Raw genomic sequence first — 20,720 nt, 5'->3', positions numbered from 1 at the left:
AGATCATCGGATGCTTCCCATGAACGCCAGCACACAACCGCCCTCTCCCTCTAACCCAATGGCCACGCTGTGCAGGATCATCAGCGCCCATGCGCCTACCGCTGGCGATTTCGCGACGCGCATTGCAGCGCTCGGCGTCTACCGACGTCATGCACCGGCCCCGCCGATCACGTGCATCGTTGAGCCGAGCATCGTGCTGGTCGCCCAGGGCGCCAAAGAAATGGTCATTGGCAGCGACGTGTTCCCCTACGACACGAGCCGCTTCCTCGTCACCTCACTGAATATCCCCGCCAACTCGGCGGTGACGATGGCCAGCGAGGCAGCCCCCTGTCTGGGCCTGGTGTTCAGGCTCGACCTGCGCACGCTGGCGGAACTGATCGCGCAAGACGGTCGTCTTCCCTTGAGCGGTCAGGCCTTTCATACCAGCGCGGGAGTGGGTGAACTCAGCCCGAAGCTGCTGCAGAGCTTCACCCGCCTGATCGAGTTGCTGGAAGAGCCCGATGCGATCCCTACGCTCTGGCCGCTCATTCAGCGAGAAATCCACTACCGGCTATTACTCAGCGATCAGGCCCCTCTCCTGCGCTACATCGCCTCCGTGGGCAGCAAGGGGCACCGAATAGCCAAGGCCATCGACTGGATGAAGCTGAACTACGCCGCCCCGCTGCGGGTGGACGAGCTGGCCTCCCAGGTGCAAATGGGGCTCTCGACCTTCCATCATCACTTCCGCCAGCTCACCGCGATGAGCCCGCTGCAGTACCAGAAATGGTTGAGGTTGAACGAGGCGAAACGGTTGATGCTCAACGAGCATCTGGATGCCGCCACCGCTGCCTTCAAAGTCGGCTACGAAAGCCCCTCGCAGTTCAGCCGCGAGTATGGACGGCAGTTCGGCACGCCGCCAAAGCGCGACATCACAGGGTTGCGCCTAGGTGCGGAACGATCAGGCGCCACCACGCCCAGCCTGCCCTGAACCTTGAGCACTCATCTACAAGGAGGAGAACATTTGTACTCCACAGGTAAAATGAAGATCGTCCGCCTCATACGTCATGGAGAAAGCGCGGCGAATGCCGGCGCGGCCACCCTGGATCATGCGACCATCCCACTGACTGATAAGGGCCGCGATCAAGCAGCGCGCGTAGCCAGGTCAATCAGCAAGGCGCCTGGATTGATCGTTGCGTCACCCTTTTCACGCGCTCAAGCAACCGCGGACGCGACGAGCTCAATGTTCCCCAACGTTACCTGCGAGACTTGGCCCATCGAAGAATTCACCTACCTCGCGCCTGCGAATTGCGTGAACACTACGGTTGCTCAACGAAAAGCTTGGGTCGACCTGTATTGGGCTAAAGCTGATCCGTCCCACGTCGACGGAGAAGGCGCAGAGTCGTTCCTCGCATTTATTGAGCGCGCGCGGTCGTTCTTGGATCGCCTAGCCCTGCACCCTGCAGAAGACATTCTGGTGTTTTCCCATGGTCAGTTCCTCAATGCCGTGGCTTGGCTGATCGAGTGTGAACCACGCATGATCGATGGCCAGGCAATGACTGACTGGCGCGAATTTGAGATCGCGAACCACATTCAAAATGGCTGGGGACTGGAGCTGGTACTCAATGCCGAAAAACCATCCTGTACGGCCCGGCGCGCCTTTGTATGACCGAGTCGCGAAAAGCGATTAGGCTGCGGCGTTATGTGGCGTTATCTCAGCAGGAAGCCCTACATGCTCGACCACACTACCTGGCCAGCGGCAGTTGGCGCCCGAATGCAGCCAGAATGACTGAGAACAGCTTCTTTTCATGCCCCAAGGATGACCATGGCCACACACAGTTCTACCACCACGCAAAAACACCTCGCAGTACTGATTGACGCCGACAATGCGCCAGCCGCGATCGTCGAGGGGCTTTTCGAAGAGATCGCCAAGTACGGTGTCGCCAGCGTCAAGCGTATATACGGTGACTGGACTGGCCCGCAACTGGGGGGCTGGAAAAAAGTGCTGCTCGACCATTCGATCCAACCCATTCAGCAATTTGCCTACACCAAGGGCAAGAACGCCACCGACAGCTCGCTCATCATCGACGCCATGGATTTGCTCTACACCCGGCGCTTCAATGGCTTTTGCCTGGTGTCCAGCGACAGCGACTTCACACGCCTCGCGTCACGGCTGCGGGAGGAAGGCTTGACGGTTTACGGGTTTGGTGAGGAAAAAACGCCCAAGCCCTTTGTGGCCGCTTGCGACAAGTTCATCTACATCGAATTGCTGCGTGACGAAGCCGCTCAGTCGCCCAATGCCGAGGCGTCTGTCGAGTCGTCAGTGACGCCCGATGCAAAACCGGTGGCGGCAGAAAAGCCCAAGAAGCCCAAGGCGCCCATCGGTTTCATTACCAAGATTCTGGACGATATTGCTGATGAGGATGGCTGGGCACATTTAAGTGTGCTGGGTACGAACATCTCGAAGCTTCGCCCGGAGTTTGACCCGCGTACCCATGGTTTCAAGAAGCTGAGCGACCTGATCAAGGCATACCCGCAAACGTTCGAACTGCAGGCTCGTGGTGCATCTGCTGGGGGTACCGCGATGTACGCCCGGCACAAGCCACCCAGCAAGTGATGCCATTGTAATCAGGAGGTCCTGTTTCGAAGCCGGCGAGCTGGGCGCCTTCCGCACCTTGGCGAACGACGCCCGTTGTAGGAGCGGCCTTGCGTCGCAAAAGGGCTGCAAAGCAGCCCCGGCACTATCAGCGGTGACGCACCAATCTGGGGCCGCTGCGCGCCCCTTTCCGACCGGTCCGGCGCCCCGGCAAGGCCGCTCCTACAAGGGACCGCAGAGGGTCACAGGGCGATGCCTTGTTCGCCGAAGAAGGGCTTGAAGGGGCGCTCGATGACAAAGGTAAGGCTCCGCAGCACCCACCTTTCACCAACGCAAGATCGCGTCACTACCATCGCCAATCGGTTGCTCGGCTTTACCGTTAATAGTCACCCAGACTGTCAGCACGGTTTCTCCAGGCTTCATTGTGGGATGCAGTCGTGCTCGCAGGGTAAAGTCCTCAAGGCGACGCTCGCCATGCCCATCAATCGCGCCGAACGCGACCTCGTTACTGAAGGGGACGGGATCAGTCCATGAGAACTTTCCGTCCACACGCCGTCCCAGCGTAAAGTGAATACGGTCCACGATGACTGATGCGTCGGTGCGGTTTTCGACCACCAACTCTTTGAAGTCCAGAATCACGATATTGTTCTCGAACCGCATGTTTCCGCTGGCTCGGATTTTCATGGGCATCAACTCGGTGCCCGCTACGGTCAGCTTGTCGGAACCATTCGAAAATGAAAACTCGCGTGGCATTTGACCCGCTATCCGAACCGGTTTCTTGCTCGGCGCAGGCGTTTCGGCGCTCATCGAGTAACTGATCCAGCCCATGATGCCTATTGCCATTATCAACGATACGAACAACAGGAATGCAGGCAGCCGGCCTGTTCTCACCACCGCCGCAATGCTGCGAACAAAGCCCCAAGTGATATAGAGCAGATGGAAGATCAAGCCAAGATTGAACACGCCCATCACAACCATCAAATGAGGAGGAAAGTTGTTGATCTCCTCTGCTGTCTTCAATTCCGCTGCACCGCCCTCCTCCAGCGCGTTCATCATTTGCGTGAAGAAGCCATCCGGCAAAAAGCTGACCCATACTGTGAAGTAAAGGACCCCGCACGTGATGATGGCTGCACAGAATCTCAACGCGTATGTAAATCGCCCACGAGGGTGGGCCCTGGCAGGCCCAAAGCGGGTAATCAACGATGCAAGCCCGTATACCAGGCCAACAAAGATGACAACCACTCCGAGGATTTTACCCAAAGGCGCCAGTGCATCGAAGTCCTCCCTCAGCACCATGGACAGCATCAGCAGGCCAACTGCCGAGAAGCTGACCCCAAGCAAAGCCGATGTCATGCCTGATGCCGTACCTCGTAATGCAATGCCCCCTGCACTCACTGGGTACAGGAGGCTGTAGAAAAGATCGGCAACCATCGCCCCGATCGACGCCCCTCCTGCCCCTGTAGCGGCCAGGACATTGCTGCCGATGGCACGTTCGAGCGCCTTGATTCGCCCCAGCTCAGGCCCTGTGCAGTCGACCGCATGCAGTTTTGTGAGCCAGGCAATGGCTGCGGGTAGCTGGGTCAGGGCTGATTTCCCCGCGCCGCTGCCAACCACTACGGGAATAATGGGCTTGCCAAGACTACGGGCAATATTGAGTTCTTCATGCAGGTGGTCCGGGCCGCTTTTGCGCAACGACGGTTCGCTCCAGCTATCACCCACTGCGCAAATAACCACACTGCTTTGTATGACCGCTGCCCTCATCTCCGCTTGCCAGTCCGTGCCGCCGAGAAAGCCATCCTGATCGAGCACAACTGACGCTTGCCCGAAATAACCGCGCAGGTGCTGCTCGAGGGTGCTGACTCCGGCCGTATAGTCTTTGCGACGATAGCTGATGAAGATCGATGCCATCTAAGCCTCCCTACCCAATGCCTGGGTAGCGTCCACCGGGTGACTGATGTAAACGCATGGCACGGCATGAGCTGAATAACCCACACGCTAGTCGTAGCGGTTTATCCAAGCGAATCAGTTGCCATGCCTTTCCAATGCTGTCGGATCGCCTGCAGCGTGATGCCTTCATTCGCTTCATAGAAGCCTGAGCCTGACAAACGCGGGCATGTCTGCGAGCCCGCGTGATGCAGCGCTATGACTTCCCAGTCTCTGTTGAACACCGGGCTGCCGGAACTACCCGGGTCGGTCGGCGTGCGGTAGTGCATCAGCCGCTCGTTGCCGCAGACGTCGAGCAGCACGCTGTCTTGAAGCGAGAACTGCAGTTCGCCGGCTCGCGGGTGGCCGACGACGAAAGCTTTGGTTCGCGGTGAGGGCCAAGGGACAGTCGGTGCCACCGGCAGGCCAGCAGCACCGTTTGGCGTGCGGCTCAGGCGGCAGACGGTAACATCCAGCTTACCCGGCGCCTCCTTCACGTTACCCAGTTGCCCTGGCTCCGAATTGAACAGGATCGCTTGCACCAGACAGGGGGGCATGCTGCCGTCTGCCTCCGTCTCGAAGGTGACGCGTGCATCGCTGCCGCGTATCGCTTTGGTCAAGGTATCGCTGATCACATGGGCATTGGTGATGAACAGCAAGCCGTCATCGCCGAAAGCTGAACCCTGCACCAGGAAACCGGTGCCCATACGCACCCCTTTGTCGTTCGTCACGCAACCGATGTTAGGTGCGAGCGCGAGCATCTTGCGGATGTCGGCAACCGTGAACGACTTTTCACCGCAAAAGTTCTTTTCGAGCTCTTCGGGATTTTGTTGAAGCCATTGCAACTGACGGGCGTCCACGGACCAACGGCGCTGAGTGCGCAGCATGTGCCGTTCAAAGATCCTGGCCAAGCGCCCCGCACACGTGGATTCGTCCAGTGGGGCTCCACTCCAGATTTCGCGCACCTGGCGAAAATAGCTCTCGATCTCGAACGGGCCGCATTTCGGGTGCGCCAAGAACCGGTACAACCACAATTCGGCCCAGTCGCACCAGCTCTCGTCCGGCAGGAAGCGGCTCAAGGCAAGGCACGCTTCGGACGCAGTTGCCAGCGCCCATGGGTCGGCAGGCTTGGTTCGTATAGCGACGGTTGCCTGCTTCAAAACATCGTGGGCCAACTCGATGAGTACTTGGATCGGCTGTGCTATCCGATCGTGCAGGCGTACCCGCAGCGCCAGTACATTCACGTCGAGGAAGAAGCTTGGTTGCGCTAGCTGCTTCTTCTGGTAGTAAGCGATTGACTCGGCGAGTACGTTCACATTGTCCGTCAACACAAACCGTTGCTTGCGGATACGCCCGCGCAACGCGTTGTAGTCCTTCTCCTCTGCCTGGTATTCCAGGTCTGTCGGGTGCCTGATCGCCATTTGGTCGGCTTCATCGAGCAGATCGTCGGCCCCTTCCAGTGCGCCAAGCTCCACCTTCGCCTGGGCGAGCAGGCGCTGGATCATGGCGTCGCAACCGAAGGTATCGTGCCAGGCGACGCCTAGCTCGTGCACATGTTCGAAATGGCGGTGCCTGCGCAGCAGGTCCATGGCCTCGCGGACGCTTTTGCGCGAAGCCTGCTTGCCATCGAGCACCTCGTCCGCGAGCAAATGCACAGCGTGCGTCAGCAACTGCAACGGCGGGTTGGGAAACTCGCCGCGTTTCAGGGCAATGGCGAGTTCACCCGCTGACATGGGCGACATCAGCGTGATATCCCGAGGGTATGCATCAGCAATGAGCGGAACTGCCTGCCGGCGAAATAGTGGGTGACTGTATGGCGCCAGTTTCCCCAGTTGCTCTCTCTAACATCCTCCACCCTACGCCCCTGCGTGGGGCGAAAATCGTCCATTCTCGGGTCAGCACCACAGATGGGGTCGAGGGGGTCGTAGACGTTGATCCATCGACCGAGCCCAGGTGGGAAATCGACGTGTTGCAGCCCATCGGCCCGCAGTTGCTCCTGCACTTCGGTGATGCCCAGCGGCGATCCAAGGGTGAACAGCACCTCCACCGGAGGGCATTGCTTGCAGTTGCGCAGAACGTCGTAGGCGATCATCGTGCCCATGCTATGAGTTACCAGCACCAGCTTGTTGGCCTGCTCCGCCGCTTTTCTCAAGTCGTCGATCAGGCGCTGGCGCAGCTCGTCACGCACCTTGAAGATCGCGCCATCGGCTGGCCGCGCATAGTCCTTGTTGAACAGGAAGTAATACGCTTCCATCGCCGCTTTTTTGATGATGGCCTCCTTCACGGGCCCCGGCAGCCACGAAGCGATCTCCAATTGTGTAGGTTGCTGTGCAGCTGGATGGGCCACAAGGCACGGCGGCTCGGGTGGGAAAGGCACCTCGCGCATCTTGCGCTCCACCTCAGCAAGGAACCTTGCTTCTTTTTCATTGGCAGGCGTCGGGATGGCAAGCTCGCCTGCTATCTGGTGCAGGCTCCCCAGGTCAACGACAGAACCGTCCCTGGACTCATAAAACGCATCGAGATCTGTTTCGTAATCGGTGCCGTAGAATACATCCGCATAGTAGTTGAACAGGCCTGGCACGCCCTGGGTGTCGAGGTCGATCCCTGGGTTTTGGCCATGAAAAGGTGCAGGCGTGTCCGCTCGCTCCAGCCCCCAACGCCAGATTTCCTCAAGCTTTTCAGGCGAAGGCTTCTTTGCCAGCCCATGCACAAAGACGACCGCATATTTCCTCATGCTCCTTCCTCCCCACCTGTGCACTGGAAGAGCGCCTGGGCGGCGCCGCAGAACGACCGTGGGGCCGGCCCGCCTTCTTTGATGGCATTCGCCATGGCGCGAGCATGATTCATGTCTGCAGGATGAAAACGGACGAGTTTGCCTTTGCTGTGGCCTGCTACGAGTTCGTCGCGGGCGATCGCGCCGCCGCCGATGGCGATCATCACGTCACTGGCATCGACCATGGCCTGTGAGGTGGAGGACAGATATTCATTGGGCTGCATGCCACCCCAGGTAGGGTCGTCCACCACGAACACACGCTCGCAATCCTTGGAAAACAGCACCCCCTCGGCGCGCGCCCGCGAAGAGACGATACCTACGGTGCGAAACCCTTTACGCAGTGCCAGTGGATAGACCATGCCAATGCCTTGCGCAGTGGCACCCGAGCACACGATGGTATCCCGAGGGTCGAAGGTCGCGAGCTCTGCCAGCAACACCTCCTGGGCTCGAGCTTCATCCTCATAGCCCGCGTCGGAAAAACCCAGAAAGGTCACCACTCGCTTCTCGCCGAGGGAACGAATGCCGTCGACCGCTGCTTGTGCGTCCATGGAGTGGATCTCCTGGCGAAAACCCCGTGCGCTGGGGCAAGGCCTGCCGGTTTCAATTTGATCGTGATGAAAACCGGCATGGGTCAATTACTTGACGAAAGCACTAAACCGAAAGTTCTGCAACTTACCAAGCTGGTTAAGGCCTTCGCAATGAAGGCCCAACGCAGAACACACTAACGCGCCACGTTTGCGGATTAATCCAGGCCACCCTGGCACACATACTTGATGTGCATGTATTCCGCCAGGCCGTGGACGGAGCCTTCGCGGCCATAACCCGAATCCTTCACCCCGCCGAATGGCGCAGCTTCGGCAGCCAGCGCACCTTCGTTCACTCCGACAATGCCGCACTCCAGCGCATCGGTAACGCGGTGCACACGGCGCATGTCGTTGGTATAGAAGTAGGCTGCCAGCCCGAATGGCGAGTCGTTGGCCATCTTGATGACTTCCTCCTCGGTGTCGAATTGAGTGATCGGCGCGACGGGCCCGAAGGTTTCCTCATGGAAGCACTTGGCAGCGCGGTCTACGTCGGCCAGAACGGTTGGCGCGTAGTATGTGGACTCGGCGCGCTGTTCGGTGAACAGGCGCTTGCCGCCGGTCAGCACTCGGGCGCCCCGGGCAACGGCATCGTTAACATGCTCTTCGATTTTGGCGATGGCTTTGGCGTTGATCATTGGGCCGATCTGCGACGCCGGATCGCTCGCCGGGCCGACGACCAAGGCTGCTACGCGGGCTGCCAGTTTTTCCAGGAACCTGCCGTAGATCTTCGACTGAACGTAGACACGGTTGGGGCACACGCAGGTTTGGCCGCCGTTACGGAACTTGGCAACCATCAAGCCTTCTACCGCAGCATCGACATCGGCATCTTCGAACACGATGAACGGAGCGTTACCACCCAGCTCCAACGCCAGTTTTTTCAGGGTACGGGAGGATTCGTGGGCAAGGTGCTTACCCACGGGGGTCGAGCCGGTGAAGGTGATTTTACGAACGCGCGCATCGTCCAGCCACACATCGGCAACGGTCTTTGACGAGAGGGTGTTGACGATATTCAGAACACCTGCCGGCACGCCCGCCTCTTGCGCAAGCTTGACCAAGGCCAACGCAGTGAGTGGGGTTTCTGCTGCGGGCTTGCACACAACGGTACAACCGGCAGCCAGTGCAGGCGCGATTTTCCGGGCAATCATCGCGGCGGGGAAGTTCCAGGGCGTGATGGCAGCAACGATACCCACAGGCTCCCAGTAGGCTGTCATTTTACGGCCACGCACCGCCTGAGGAATGATGTCGCCGTTTGCGCGGGTCGCTTCTTCTGCAAACCACTCGACATAACTGGCGGCGTAAGCGATTTCTCCAATGGCTTCCGCAAGGGGTTTGCCTTGCTCAGAGGAAATGATTTTGCCCAGATCCTCGGCGTTCGCCATGATCAGGTCATTCCAGCGTTTCAAAATGACAGCGCGTTGTTTGGCGGGCGTGGCGCGCCAAGCTTCAAAAGCGGCGGCTGCCGCGTCAATGGCAGCTTCCGCATCTTTTTCATCGCTATTTGCAACCCAGGCAACAGGCTCCCCAGTCGCCGGGTTATTGACCGGCAGGGTGGCGCCCGATACTGCATCCTGCCACTCACCCGCAATGTAATTCTTGGTAACCATCAACGCGTCGCGCTGCAGTTTAAAGCTCATAAAACCCCCAATTTGAGTAGCAGTCTTGGCAACTAAGCCGACAGGCCGCGACACCGCGCGTGCCCTGTAACTATCGCTTTAAGCGATTGCATCGAATCTGATGCACGATTCCGATTAGCACCAACGCGAGCCCTGCACTGCCCGTAGACACCACCAGCACCTGGTAGTCAGGCATGAACGACATCACCCCCAGGCAAACCACGATGAACACGATCACCGCCCAGGTCAGCCAAGGGAACAGCCACATCTTCAACGGGATGTCACTGCCTTTGAGTTCCAGTTTGCGTCGCATCTTCAGTTGAGAGCAGGCGATGACCAGGTAAACCAGCAGTGCAATAGTGCCGGTCATGTTCATCAGCGTATCCAGTACATCCTTGGGCCGCAGCGCCTCACTAAAGTTGATCAGTGCCAGAATCACAGCCACCAGGCACGAGCCAATAATCGCGTAGACCGGGATGCCCGTTCCGGCCTTGGTGAACTTGAAGAACGCAGGTGCGTCACCGCGGGTGGCCAAGGAGAAGAGCATGCGCGAGGCGGTGTAGTGCGCAGAAATCAGGCAACTGCTCACCGAGGTCAGCACCACGAAGTTCATCAGCACTTCTGCGCCAGGCACCCCAAGCAGCTCCAGTGTCCGGCGGTACGAGCCATAGCCCGACACGCCCAGCATGGGGTCATTCCACGGCACCAGGCACACAATCAGGAAAATCGACCCCACGTAAAACAGCCCTACGCGCCAGACAACCGACTTCGTCGTCTTGATGATCTGCTGCGAGGGGTTTGCAGACTCTGACGCTGCAATCGTCGCAATCTCGGCCCCCAGGAATGCAAACATCACCCCGAGCATTGCGCCGACGACGGGGTCTATGCCGTTTGGCATAAAGCCATGCGCGGTCAGATTACTGATGCCGCTCACCTCCCCCAGCGTCCAGAGGTTGGTCACGGCCAGGCCGCACACAATCAGGAAGCAGAAGATCGCCACCACTTTGATCAAGGCGAACCAGAACTCGAATTCACCGTAGTTCTTCACATTGAAGAAGTTGATACTGAGCAAAACCAGGGTCGTTGCCAGCACAAAGACATTGATGCTGATCGATGGAAACCAGCCGTTGAGTATTTTTCCGGCAACGTATGCTTCCCACGCCATCAGGCTGACCCAGTAACCCCAGTACAGCCACCCAATGGTAAAACCGGCCCAGCGACCAATGGCGCGGTCGGCGTAGGTCGAGAATGACCCAGTGTCTGGCGATGACGTTGCCATTTCCCCCAGCATTCGCATGATCAGCATCATCAGAATGCCGCCAACCAGAAAGGCCAGAACGGCGGCTGGCCCCGCGCTGTGAATGATACTCCCCGACCCTACGAACAAGGAGCCACCAATGACCCCTGCGATCGACATCATTGTCAGATGCCGAGACTTCAAGCCCGCCTTGAGTTGGCTGTCATGGGTGTTCGGTTTATCGATACTTATACTTGTATTCATCATCGAGGCACCTCTATTAATTGACGGGAAACATTGACGCGCGAGAAGCCGCCAACCCCCTTCCCGGCACGCTGTTTGATTAACTTGCGGTGTGATAGCCCCCTGCAGGGAGGGGGCAAGTTCAAGTCGGTGAACGTGAACAGAATGATCCGTTCAATCCCTGCACCGGCAAGCAGTCGGACTCAGGCTTGTGCGGCAACCAGTGCACGCTCGAACATGCCAAGTGCCTTGGCAACGTCCTGCTCAGTGATCACCAACGGGCAGATAAAGCGAACCACGTTGCGGTACACACCACATTTGATGAGCAGCAGGCCCTCTTCACGGGCAGCGTCAATCACGCGCTGCGCCATCGCCGCATCCGGCTCTTTGCTGTCGCGATTGGAAACGAACTCGACCGCTGCCATGGCACCAATGGCGCGTACGTGGCCGATGCTGTTGAAACGGCCCTCAAGTTGCTTGAAGCCTTCCAGCAGTTGCGCACCAATAGCGCGGCTACGCTCGGTCAGGTTCTCGGACTCGAAGATCTTGATCACTTCCAGGGCAGCGGCGCAGCCCAGTGGGTTGCCACCGTAGGTGCCGCCCAGGCCGCCTGGCTGCGGGGCATCCATGATTCGGGCACGGCCGACAACGCCCGAGATCGGCAAGCCGCCGGCCAGGCTCTTGGCAACGGTTACCAGGTCAGGCTGGATGCCGGCGTGCTCGAAGCCGAACATTTTGCCGGTACGGCCAAAGCCGGTCTGGATTTCATCGCAGATCAGCACGATGCCCAGTTCTTCGGTTTTCTTGCGCAGTGCACGCATGAACTCGACGGGCGCTGCGATAAAGCCACCGTCACCCTGTACTGGCTCGATGATGATTGCCGCAACACGATCAGCAGCGATCTGCGTGTCGAACACCTCCTGCAGGGCCACCAGCGCTTTCTCGGTGGTGATGCCTCGGTATTCGTTCGGGTACGGGGTGTGGTAGATGTCCGGCGCGTAAGGGCCGAAGTTCTGGCGGTACGGCTGGCTCATGCCGGTCAGGGTCATGCCCATCAAGGTACGGCCGTGGAAACCGCCGCGGAATGCGATCACACCTGGGCGGTTGGTGTAGCCCCGCGCGATCTTGATGGCGTTCTCGACCGCTTCGGCACCGGTGGTCAGGAACACCGACTTGTAGTGCTCTGGGCCGCCAACCAGGTTATTCAGCTTGGCAGCCAGATCGGTATATTGGTCGTAAGCCGCAACCTGGAAGCAGATATGCGAGAAGGTGTCCAACTGCTTGCGTACCGCTTCGACCACACGCGGGTGATTGTGCCCCACGTTCAACACGCCTATGCCACCCACGAAATCCAGGTATTTCTTACCTTGATCATCCCATAGGTAGGCACCCGCAGCGCGGCTCACGGTAATGGGGTGAGCAACTGCAACACCGTTGGAAACATGCTGGGCACGCGCCGATACAGACAATTTTTGTTGAGAGGACATAGCATTCACCTTTATGTGTCAGTGTTTTAATGCTAACCACTGCCCTTCCCTCCAACTACAACCAGGAAGTAGGAAGCGCGCGCAAACTAATCCTGCTTAAAGCAGGAAAAGCCAATTCAACGCTTTTACTTATCATCCGTTGCCAACACGTACATCTGAGCCGCTACCTGCAATTTGAACTTGTCGTCTGGATTGTCGAGCGATATATTCAGCATCGACTCGATCCGCTCGACCCGGTACCGCAGCGTACTGATATGAATATCCAGTGCCTTGGCCGTATTGAGTAGTTGAAAGCCTTCTCTGGCCAAGGTCAGTACGGTGTCTATCAGGGCATTGCCGCGCTTGGGGTTGCCGAGCGGCTCGATCAGCTTTTCCATCAGCAAGCGACGGGCGTCCGAGTCCCCCATCAAGGCGCGAGGGAATAGCACCTCGTCGAAGTCATGCAGCTTTCCGGGCTTGAGCAGAGGCAGCAGCGCCAGCACGTCCTCTGCCCCTTGAGCCATGCCCGTCACCCCCTTGTGCACGCGGCTGACGGCCATCGCACTACCTTCTGTGCGTACCGACCTCCAGATGGCGTCTGGGGCGTTTTCTGCCGGGAGCAAGAAGCTGACCTGGTTCAGCGAGACGGACATGAGCGGCGCGATGCCCATGCCCTGCATCGACTGGGCAATACGCTCGGCAATTCGCGAGCGTCGGTTGAAGCCTTCCACCGACAACGGGATAGGTTCATTCAACAACACCAGACAAACCCGGTAGTCCCTGTTTTCGCCCCATCCCGACACTTGCGCCCGCTCTATGGCACTTGGCGTGGCAGAGAACTTGCCCTCCAGCAACCCAGCGACGAATGCATAACCTAAGCGAGTCTCCTGGTCGGACAACTGGCGCTGGTAGGCAAGGTGCAACGCCGCAATCACCGAGGCGTGTTCGAGCGCTCGAGACTCCAGCTCCTCAAACGCCCCTTCTTCGCCGTGCAGCCAGACAATGCCCACCACTTCTCCACGAAGCCTGATGGCACCGCCCAGCCTGGGGCGCTGCACGCCCTGCGTCACGACTTTTGCCGTGGTGGTATCGAAACAGCCCGTGAGCGAATCCAGTTCGGTGATTTTCTTGATCAGTGCGCGCTCGGCCAGCGCGTCGACCGCGGGGTCGGAGGCCCCCAGAACAGTACCATCCGCAGAGACCACGGTTGCATGCTTGTCCAGGGCGGATTTCAGCGCCTTGGCCAAGCCTTCCAGGTTGTTGCCTTCCAAGGCAGCCTCGGTCAACGTGCGATGGATATGGTCTGAGCGGCGAATGGTCTCGGCCTGGATGTTGATGATCCGGGCCAGTACATCGTGCATGATCTCGCTGAACTGGATCTCCCACGGCAACTCGAGCAGTGGCAAGTCGCAGCGGTTCGCTTCGTCAATGGCGGCCTGGGTGAAATGCTCGCGAAAATGCGGAACAGCCAGTACCACCCCCGCCAAACCGATTTCACTCAGCCGGCGCACCATCACACGGCACTCTTCGTCGTCTACTGGCCAGTTGTAGCCGGTGGTCAACAGAAGCTCGCCAGGCTTCAACCAATTGGTGATCTCGGGGTGATCGACGATGTGAACCCAGGTGATTTCGCGATCCATGGCTGTTTCACCGGCCACCACAGTGGCCTCGCGAAGCACAGTGCTACCTATCGCTGCGTCGAGCTTCATGACCTATCAATCCCACTTAGTTATAACCACTCGACAGCACTCGATGGCTGCCAGGTTTGCAACGACCTTAGCAGCCAGATACTGGAGAATGCTGCGCTGCGTGCAACTAACCCAGAATTTTCGCAAGGTACTCGGCCAGGTGCATGGCTTCTCTGCCGCTCACGTTGCGGATCTGCCCGCGGCAACTGAAGCCATCGGCAACGACCGCCGCCTGCTGCGGGATCTTGTCGATGTGAGGTTTGAACTCATTCTCACCGATGATCTTCGCAATCGGAGCCGTCTTGCTATGGTAAGCGTATGCACCCGCCACGCCGCAGCACCCCGCAGCAATCACCTGGCCCTGGCCGCCCAGCTTTTCAAGAACGCCCTGCTCCCCAGCCATCCCGCCGCAGGACTTCTGGTGGCAATGCCCATGTATGCGCACGTCTTCGTTGATCGAAGGCAACTGCAGACCACGCTGCTCGATGAACTCACTCAAGGTCATGATCGACTTCTCGAGCTTTTTGGCGCGCGGGTCCGTCGGGTACAGGCCCGGCATTTCGTCGCGGAACACCGACAAGCAACTGGGCTCAAGGACGATGACTGGAAGCCCCTCTTCGAGCACCGGCGCCAACTGGGCAAGGATCTGCTCAAGGTTCGACTTGGCCTGATCGATCATGCCCACGTCGTAATAAGGCCGGCCGCAGCACACATGGCGCTTCATCAGTTTTACGCTAAACCCAAGCGCCTCAAGTACGGTTACACCCGCTTCGAGCACGTTGGGCGTGAAGCCATTATTGAAGCTGTCCACCCACAACAGCACCTCTGTACCGGCACGCACACGCTCATTTTTCAGGATACGCCTGGCCGTAGCGCTGCTACGGAAACTCTGCGAGGCGACCTTTGGGAACTTGGCTTCACGCGCCAGCCCGAAATAAGCACCCGCCGTACGCACCAGCGGGTTACCCATGGCGTAGTTGAGTACGGGTGACAGCTTGGTGGCATGCGGCAGCCATGCGCCGATGCGCCCGATCATGGCGTCCATCACCGGGCGCGGCTTGTGGCTGTAATAGCGGCTAAGGAACTCGGTCTTGTAGCGGGCGATGTTCACATTGGTCGGGCAGTCCGTCTTGCAGCCCTTGCAGCTCAGGCACAGATCCAGGGAGTCCTTGACCTCCTCGTTCTGCCAGGCACCTTCGATCACCTCGCCCTTCAACAGCTCGAAAAACAAACGTGCACGGCCGCGGGTGGAGTACGTCTCTTCGCGGGTCGCCCTGAAGCTTGGGCACATGGTGCCGCCTTCGAGCGAGCGGCATTTACCCATCCCGATGCAGCGCTCGGCCTCGCGCGCCAGGCCCTTGTCACCGAGGCGTGCATCGTAGGTGAACTGGCTGGGGATTTCGCGGCGCTCATAGTCCGGGCCCAACCGCAGGTTGGCATCGACCGGCATGGCATGGATCAGCTTGCCTGGGTTCATCTTGTTCAGCGGGTCCCAGATCGCCTTGAATTCGGCAAAGGCATTCATGATCTCGGTGGAGTACATGATCCGCAGGTATTCCCCCTTGGCCTGGCCATCACCATGCTCGCCCGACAACGAACCGCCGTAGCGCACGACCAGGTGAGCCGCCTCCTCCAGGAATGCTCGCCAGTTATCCAGGCCGTCCTGGGATTTCAGGTCGAAGGTAATGCGCGAGTGGATACAGCCATCACCAAAGTGCCCGTAGAGGTTGGTCTTGTAGCCGTAGCTGCTGACCAAGCGCTTGAACTCGCGAAGGTACTGGCCAAGGTGCTCGGGCTCGACCGCTGCATCCTCCCACCCTACGACAGGATCAGGCGCGTTCGGGTCCAGCCCCAGCGAGGTCGCCGAGGCGCCCGTCTCTCGGATCGTCCAGATTCGATTCATCAAACCTGCATCGGTCACCAGCCGCACACTTGGGCTGCCCGGCAACTCAGGCGCGATGTCCACGGCCTTCTGGGCGAAGGCAATCGCTTGCTCAGTCGACAGAGCACCAAACTCGATCATCAACCAGGCGTTGCCAGCCGGAAGCTCAGCGATATCGGCAAGCTTCATGCCGCGTTCTTTGAGCCCATCGATGATGCCATCATCCAACCCTTCCATTGCGATTGGGTTGAGCGGCAGCAACTGCGGTACGGAGTCGGCTGCGTAATAGATCTCGTCATAGCCCAGCACCACCAGCACGCGGTGAGTCGGGTTCTTCACCAGAATCGTCTCAGCCTGCAGGACGGTGACGCAGGTGCCTTCGACGCCCACCAGCGCGCGTGCAATGTTGAAGCCGTTTTCAGGCAGCAACTGATCGAGGTTGTAGCCCGACACGCGACGTTTGAGCTTGGGGAACCCCTGGCGAATGTGTGCCTCGTTGCGATCGACCAGCGCTTTCAATGCCTGCACGATCTCGGCACGCCGCCCACCGGCCTTGATGTGTTCCTGGTAGGCGGCCTCGTCGGTAGGCCCTACCCAGAAACGCTCACCGTCATAGGTCAGAATTTCCAGGCGCTCGACGTTTTCGACTGTCTTGCCGGCCATCACCGAGTGAGCGCCACAGGAGTTGTTGCCGATCATGCCGCCCAGCGTGCAGCGGCTATGGGTTGCAGGGTCCGGGCCGAAGGTCAGCCCCACCTTGGCCGCCTCGCTTTTGAGCTGATCGCAGATCACACCCGGCTGCACCCTGGCCAGGCGCCTTGCAGGGTCGATCTCATGAACAGCGTGAAGGTATTTGGAGGCATCGATCACAACCGCCGCGTTCACCGCCTGGCCGCACATGGAGGTACCCGCGCCACGCGGCAATATCGGCATGCCGGCCTCTTTGCAGAGGCGTACCGTGGTCACGATATCGTCGACGGTTTTGGGAATGACAATGCCTATCGGCAGCTGACGATAGTTTGAGGCCTCGGAGGCGTAGATGGCGCGGGTGGCGGCGTCGAATCGAACCTCCGCCGAGGTTTGCGCCTCAAGCTTGGCGCGCAGGGTCATCAGGAGGTTGAGGTCGAAAGGGATAGGGTTGTTTTTTGTCATTGGGAGAAGCCTGGTCTCGATCATCAGCACGGAAACGCAACGGCCCTACGGGGACTCCCCAGGGTAGAGCGGTGGGCGTTAACTACTGTAAGCCGAGCGCGGATGAGGCTCTACCAACTCGGAATAGGAAGAAACAGGCTTTTCATGCTTCTTCAGGCAGGATCAAATCGCAACGCCTCAGTACCCCTTGCCGCGATGCACCGTGTTCAGCAAGGGCAGGCCGCTGCGCGCGCGGTGAAGGTTTCGCACGATGACATCAACAGCGCCCTTGACCTGAACATTGCTGGCGATATGCGGGGTCAGCAACACCCGCGGGTGCCGCCAGAACGGGTGGTCGGGCAAGGGAGGCTCCTGATCAAGCACGTCCAGCACCGCGCCTGCGACCTTGCCGGTATCAAGCGCCGCCAACAGATCCTGCTCGATAACATGAGCACCCCGCCCCACGTTCACCACACCTGCCCCTGTGGGCAGCGCATCGAGCGTGGTCGCGTTCAATATGCCCGTCGTTTCGGGTGTCAGAGGCAACAGATTGATCAGGATGTCGCATTGGCCTAGAAATGCATGCAATTGCTCATTACCCACGTAGCAACGCGCACCCGCGACCGCTTTGGGCGAGCGGCTCCATGCATGCAGCTGGAAGCCCAGTGGCTGCAACCGCTGCAGGGCTACCTGCCCGAGGTTCCCCAGCCCCATCACACCCACACGCCGCTCGCATGCAGGGATGATCGGCAAAGGCGCCCAGCGGCGCTCGCGCTGACTGTTCTGGTAAGTGAGGATGTCACGGTGCAAGGCCAGCACGGCAAAGGTCACGTACTCGGCCATGATGTCGGCCATGGCGCCATCCACCAGCCTGACCAGCGAAACGTGCTCGGGTAGCTCAGACAGGTCGAACTGATCGACGCCGGCGCCTGCCGAGTACAGCACGCTGAGGTTTGGGAACTGCGCCATCAGCCTCGGCATCGCTTTCCAGGCAATCAGATACTCGATGTCGCGCGCATCGCCCACCTCGGGCCATTCGCGAAACTCAAGTTCGGGGGCACTTTCATGAAAAGCCTGACGCCATTGAGCAGCACTGCCGGGCTCGGCCATGTAGAGAATAGCCATGTCTGGCTCCTGTTATTCAGTACACACATGATGCCCACCCCAACGACATGATGCCTTCTCATGGGTGCACTAAAAGAACAGCCGTTCCTCCTGCCTCGAGTAGGTAGTTTCACCACCGGCACTGAAAGCCCTGAACCGCCAAGTCACAGCTGTTCGGAAATTTCGATCAGATTGAGATCAGGGTCGCGCACATAGACCGAGAGGATAGGCCCGGTCGCCCCGGTCCGCTGAACAGGCCCTTCGACAATGGGCCAGTTCTGAGCCTCGAGGTGTGCGACCACTTGCTCGAGCCCGACACTGGCGATCAAGCACACGTCCAAGGCCCCCGGCACCGGCAGGTGGGCCTTTGGCTCGAACTCATGCCCGCGAACATGGACGTTGATCTTTTGATTGCCGAAACAGAACGCAAGGCGGCCTGCCCCAAAGGTCTGCAAACGCATCCCCAGAACACGGACGTAGAAATCTTTGCAAGCATCGACATCAGTGGTGGTCAGCACCAGATGATCCAAGTGATCAATCATTGCGGTAGAGGCTCCCTTGCCTGCGTTGTCGGGTTTTCTTTATGTGCGGTCCCCTATTGGCCTCGCAACACCTTATAAATCTCGGCAACCACCTGCATCGTCGCCTCCTCGACCGTGCCCTCATTGCGGCACAACACCCACCCCTGCTCCGCAACCGCTCGCTCGAACGCCTGGGTAGTGGCAACCTGCTCATGCAGGTTGAACATCACGGTACTGCCCAGCCCGCGCGACCGCGCCGCTGCCCTGGCCCATGAGATTTCAGGGTCGGTGACCACCCCGACATGCAGGTCTGGCACGCGCACATTGCGCTCGATATTCAGGCGCAGAATGTCAGCAAACGGGACTATCCGGCGAAACGCGGCATCCGACGGGTACCAGCGGTCGATCAGGATGATGCTGCCCTGGGGCTGTCTGGGCAGCACATGCTGTGAAATCCAGCTACGGCTATCGGCCAGGCGCTCGCAAACCCCCATTTCCAGCTCCCGGCTGGGGTTTCTGACCAGTTGGTTGACCAGCGCCATTGTTGCACCCCTGTTGGGGTCGTTATTGCGCTCGCAAAGCCGGACCACCTTGTTGTTGCCTGCCCTCAGTACTTTTGTAATGGCCTCAAGCAGTGTGGTCTTGCCAGTGCCCTTGGGCCCATCCAGAGAAACGAACAGCGGACGATTCATTGTTTGAACATCACTCACATAAGGCAATAATACGCGCTGACCTCGGCAACGATCGCCCCCTTGGCATCGTATAGCCGCGCCTCGGGCGTCAAGGCCATGGAACGCGCCTCCAGCACATAGCGCTGGCCGGCTTTGAAATGCGGGTAGTTGAGCGTCAGGTAGCACTCGCGCACGGTGGAGCCCCCCATCATGCTCATGCCCGAACCCCCGCTTGCTTCGTAGTCGAACCTGACGATCAGCTCATGGCCGCCGGGGCTGACCTGAAAAAACCGGCCGTCGCGCAGGCGTTGCTGGTCCAGGCGTTCAGCCATCAACAACCTGTCGTTGGGAAACGGCACCGAGAAGTCGACCCAGGCCATCTGCGGATCGGCAGCCGGCATTGGCGCCTGACAACCCGCAATCGCCGTGATCGCGAGCAACACCATCAACCTGCGCATGATAGATGCCCCAAGGGTGCAGGCATTCAGGATAGCGCCCACTGGGCCTGCGTGGTCAAGCCAAACAGCTCACGCAAACCGTTGACACCCAGTTTGCGGTATAGCCGTTTCACATACGTCGCGGCGCTGACGGGGCGAACCCCCAGATGCTCGGCAATGTCTTCCACTGCAAGGCCGCTCAGCATCAGGCGCAACAGCGTTTGTTCACGCAAGGTCAGCGCCACATGCTGCTGCTTGATTACCCGCTCGGCCAAAAGCAAGGGCAGCTCATTGGCTTGCAGGTGCGCATGGTAATGCAGGCGCACGGCCTGGATCAGCAACGGCGCCAGGGCCTCCAGGTAGTTCATTTCCTGCGCCGAGAAGCGCCCGTGCTCGCGGCCGCGGTAGAAGTTCACCGACAACCAGCGGTTGCTTTCACAGTGGGTCAGCAAGGCTACCCGCTCGGCAATCTGTGGCTGCTCATAGCAGATGCGCCGGTACTCGGGGTGCGTGATGTCGTCAGCTGACTGGCGTTGCACGATGGTGTTGGTGACGCAGTGGCTTTGGCTCATCACCTGCTGGTTGCCATCCAGGCCGAAGAAGCGTTGCACATATTTGTGGGAGATCGCCGGCAGCGAGACTTCGCGCGCCCGGTCCGCAAACGAGAACACCTCGGCGTTGCGCCGCTGCGGATAAGCGAAGATCGTGCATTGGGCCAACGGCACGCCCGAGCCGATCACCTGCAGCAAATCCGCTGCGAGGAACTTGCTGCGGTTCTGGCCCACCCTGGCGAACAGATTGGCGGTGTGAGCGATATTGAAGCGGTGTTCACTACTGCCGGGGCGCAAGGGCCAGTACTGCATAGCGGTTTCTCT

General features: G+C 59.3%; 17 protein-coding genes. 3 read left to right on the top strand and 14 right to left on the bottom strand.

Going from position 1 to position 20,720, the window contains the following annotated elements; translation table 11 throughout:
* Nucleotides 1-19: 19 nt before the first annotated feature.
* From PC358_RS04400 to PC358_RS04390, 3 genes are all read left to right on the top strand, one after another.
* Entirely contained in the window at nt 20-967 is a 948-nt protein-coding gene (locus PC358_RS04400) for an AraC family transcriptional regulator (RefSeq protein WP_081874746.1), read from the top strand.
* A gap of 51 nt (nt 968-1,018) precedes the next feature.
* Nucleotides 1,019-1,645, top strand: a complete 627-nt coding sequence (locus PC358_RS04395) for a histidine phosphatase family protein (RefSeq protein WP_050506053.1) — start codon at nt 1,019-1,021, stop codon at nt 1,643-1,645.
* A gap of 156 nt (nt 1,646-1,801) precedes the next feature.
* A complete protein-coding gene (locus tag PC358_RS04390) occupies nt 1,802-2,593 on the top strand; it encodes an NYN domain-containing protein (RefSeq protein ID WP_033697820.1) in 792 nt (263 codons plus the stop codon).
* 303 nt (nt 2,594-2,896) lie between these two features.
* Here the strand turns inward: PC358_RS04390 and PC358_RS04385 are convergent, their stop codons facing one another.
* The 14 genes from PC358_RS04385 to PC358_RS04320 all read right to left on the bottom strand — a co-directional run bounded on the left by PC358_RS04385 (nt 2,897) and on the right by PC358_RS04320 (nt 20,708).
* Nucleotides 2,897-4,480 carry a toll/interleukin-1 receptor domain-containing protein gene (locus tag PC358_RS04385; protein WP_033697819.1) on the bottom strand — a complete coding sequence of 528 codons (1,584 nt, stop codon included), beginning with the start codon at nt 4,478-4,480 and terminating at the stop codon, nt 2,897-2,899.
* A 101-nt stretch (nt 4,481-4,581) separates the two neighbouring features.
* The gene (locus PC358_RS04380) at nt 4,582-6,237 is read right to left on the bottom strand and encodes a serine protease (RefSeq protein WP_033697817.1); all 1,656 of its coding nucleotides are present in this window, start codon (nt 6,235-6,237) and stop codon (nt 4,582-4,584) included.
* Entirely contained in the window at nt 6,237-7,229 is a 993-nt protein-coding gene (locus tag PC358_RS04375) for a lipase family protein (RefSeq protein ID WP_033697816.1), read from the bottom strand. The genes PC358_RS04380 and PC358_RS04375 overlap by 1 nt, the downstream gene beginning before the upstream one ends.
* On the bottom strand, nt 7,226-7,816 hold the full coding sequence (locus PC358_RS04370) for a hypothetical protein (RefSeq protein WP_033697813.1): 591 nt from the start codon (nt 7,814-7,816) through the stop codon (nt 7,226-7,228). The genes PC358_RS04375 and PC358_RS04370 overlap by 4 nt, the downstream gene beginning before the upstream one ends.
* 194 nt (nt 7,817-8,010) lie before the next feature.
* Nucleotides 8,011-9,486, bottom strand: a complete 1,476-nt coding sequence (locus PC358_RS04365) for an NAD-dependent succinate-semialdehyde dehydrogenase (RefSeq protein WP_033697811.1) — start codon at nt 9,484-9,486, stop codon at nt 8,011-8,013.
* Between the two features lie 70 nt (nt 9,487-9,556).
* Nucleotides 9,557-10,969, bottom strand: coding sequence for an amino acid permease (locus PC358_RS04360; RefSeq protein ID WP_033697810.1), 1,413 nt, complete (start codon nt 10,967-10,969; stop codon nt 9,557-9,559).
* Between the two features lie 179 nt (nt 10,970-11,148).
* Nucleotides 11,149-12,432 (bottom strand): 4-aminobutyrate--2-oxoglutarate transaminase, encoded by a 1,284-nt coding sequence (gabT, locus tag PC358_RS04355; protein ID WP_033697808.1) that lies wholly within the window; start codon nt 12,430-12,432, stop codon nt 11,149-11,151.
* Nucleotides 12,433-12,557: 125 nt separating this feature from the next.
* A complete protein-coding gene (locus PC358_RS04350; RefSeq protein WP_033697807.1) occupies nt 12,558-14,120 on the bottom strand; it encodes a PucR family transcriptional regulator in 1,563 nt (520 codons plus the stop codon).
* A 106-nt stretch (nt 14,121-14,226) separates the two neighbouring features.
* Nucleotides 14,227-17,133: an FAD-binding and (Fe-S)-binding domain-containing protein gene (locus PC358_RS04345; protein ID WP_033697805.1), complete on the bottom strand. Its 2,907-nt coding sequence runs from the start codon at nt 17,131-17,133 to the stop codon at nt 14,227-14,229.
* A gap of 177 nt (nt 17,134-17,310) precedes the next feature.
* Complete coding sequence (locus PC358_RS04340) at nt 17,311-18,237, bottom strand: 2-hydroxyacid dehydrogenase (RefSeq protein ID WP_033697804.1); 927 nt, start codon at nt 18,235-18,237, stop codon at nt 17,311-17,313.
* Between the two features lie 143 nt (nt 18,238-18,380).
* Nucleotides 18,381-18,758 carry a VOC family protein gene (locus PC358_RS04335; RefSeq protein WP_033697802.1) on the bottom strand — a complete coding sequence of 126 codons (378 nt, stop codon included), beginning with the start codon at nt 18,756-18,758 and terminating at the stop codon, nt 18,381-18,383.
* A 53-nt stretch (nt 18,759-18,811) separates the two neighbouring features.
* Nucleotides 18,812-19,429, bottom strand: coding sequence for a dTMP kinase (locus tag PC358_RS04330; RefSeq protein WP_033697801.1), 618 nt, complete (start codon nt 19,427-19,429; stop codon nt 18,812-18,814).
* 14 nt (nt 19,430-19,443) lie between these two features.
* Entirely contained in the window at nt 19,444-19,866 is a 423-nt protein-coding gene (locus tag PC358_RS04325; RefSeq protein ID WP_033697800.1) for a PA0061/PA0062 family lipoprotein, read from the bottom strand.
* Between the two features lie 26 nt (nt 19,867-19,892).
* Nucleotides 19,893-20,708, bottom strand: coding sequence for a helix-turn-helix transcriptional regulator (locus tag PC358_RS04320; RefSeq protein WP_050506052.1), 816 nt, complete (start codon nt 20,706-20,708; stop codon nt 19,893-19,895).
* Nucleotides 20,709-20,720: the final 12 nt, after the last annotated feature.

This window comes from Pseudomonas capeferrum (assembly GCF_000731675.1).
In the GTDB taxonomy this organism is placed as follows: domain Bacteria; phylum Pseudomonadota; class Gammaproteobacteria; order Pseudomonadales; family Pseudomonadaceae; genus Aquipseudomonas; species Aquipseudomonas capeferrum.
The sequence above is the reverse complement of the archived record's forward strand: the minus strand, read 5'-3'. Positions and strand labels throughout refer to the sequence as shown.

Bases quoted from the DNA above. Each gene is read 5' to 3' on its own strand.
- PC358_RS04350 (WP_033697807.1), bottom strand. From the start codon at position 14,120: ATGAAGCTCGACGCAGCGATAGGTAGCACTGTGCTTCGCGAGGCCACT.
- PC358_RS04390 (WP_033697820.1), top strand. From the start codon at position 1,802: ATGGCCACACACAGTTCTACCACCACGCAAAAACACCTCGCAGTACTG.
- PC358_RS04345 (WP_033697805.1), bottom strand. From the start codon at position 17,133: ATGACAAAAAACAACCCTATCCCTTTCGACCTCAACCTCCTGATGACC.
- PC358_RS04385 (WP_033697819.1), bottom strand. From the start codon at position 4,480: ATGGCATCGATCTTCATCAGCTATCGTCGCAAAGACTATACGGCCGGA.
- PC358_RS04330 (WP_033697801.1), bottom strand. From the start codon at position 19,429: ATGAATCGTCCGCTGTTCGTTTCTCTGGATGGGCCCAAGGGCACTGGC.
- PC358_RS04365 (WP_033697811.1), bottom strand. From the start codon at position 9,486: ATGAGCTTTAAACTGCAGCGCGACGCGTTGATGGTTACCAAGAATTAC.
- PC358_RS04370 (WP_033697813.1), bottom strand. From the start codon at position 7,816: ATGGACGCACAAGCAGCGGTCGACGGCATTCGTTCCCTCGGCGAGAAG.
- PC358_RS04335 (WP_033697802.1), bottom strand. From the start codon at position 18,758: ATGATTGATCACTTGGATCATCTGGTGCTGACCACCACTGATGTCGAT.
- PC358_RS04340 (WP_033697804.1), bottom strand. From the start codon at position 18,237: ATGGCTATTCTCTACATGGCCGAGCCCGGCAGTGCTGCTCAATGGCGT.
- PC358_RS04400 (WP_081874746.1), top strand. From the start codon at position 20: ATGAACGCCAGCACACAACCGCCCTCTCCCTCTAACCCAATGGCCACG.
- gabT (WP_033697808.1), bottom strand. From the start codon at position 12,432: ATGTCCTCTCAACAAAAATTGTCTGTATCGGCGCGTGCCCAGCATGTT.
- PC358_RS04320 (WP_050506052.1), bottom strand. From the start codon at position 20,708: ATGCAGTACTGGCCCTTGCGCCCCGGCAGTAGTGAACACCGCTTCAAT.
- PC358_RS04395 (WP_050506053.1), top strand. From the start codon at position 1,019: ATGAAGATCGTCCGCCTCATACGTCATGGAGAAAGCGCGGCGAATGCC.
- PC358_RS04375 (WP_033697816.1), bottom strand. From the start codon at position 7,229: ATGAGGAAATATGCGGTCGTCTTTGTGCATGGGCTGGCAAAGAAGCCT.
- PC358_RS04325 (WP_033697800.1), bottom strand. From the start codon at position 19,866: ATGCGCAGGTTGATGGTGTTGCTCGCGATCACGGCGATTGCGGGTTGT.
- PC358_RS04380 (WP_033697817.1), bottom strand. From the start codon at position 6,237: ATGTCGCCCATGTCAGCGGGTGAACTCGCCATTGCCCTGAAACGCGGC.
- PC358_RS04360 (WP_033697810.1), bottom strand. From the start codon at position 10,969: ATGATGAATACAAGTATAAGTATCGATAAACCGAACACCCATGACAGC.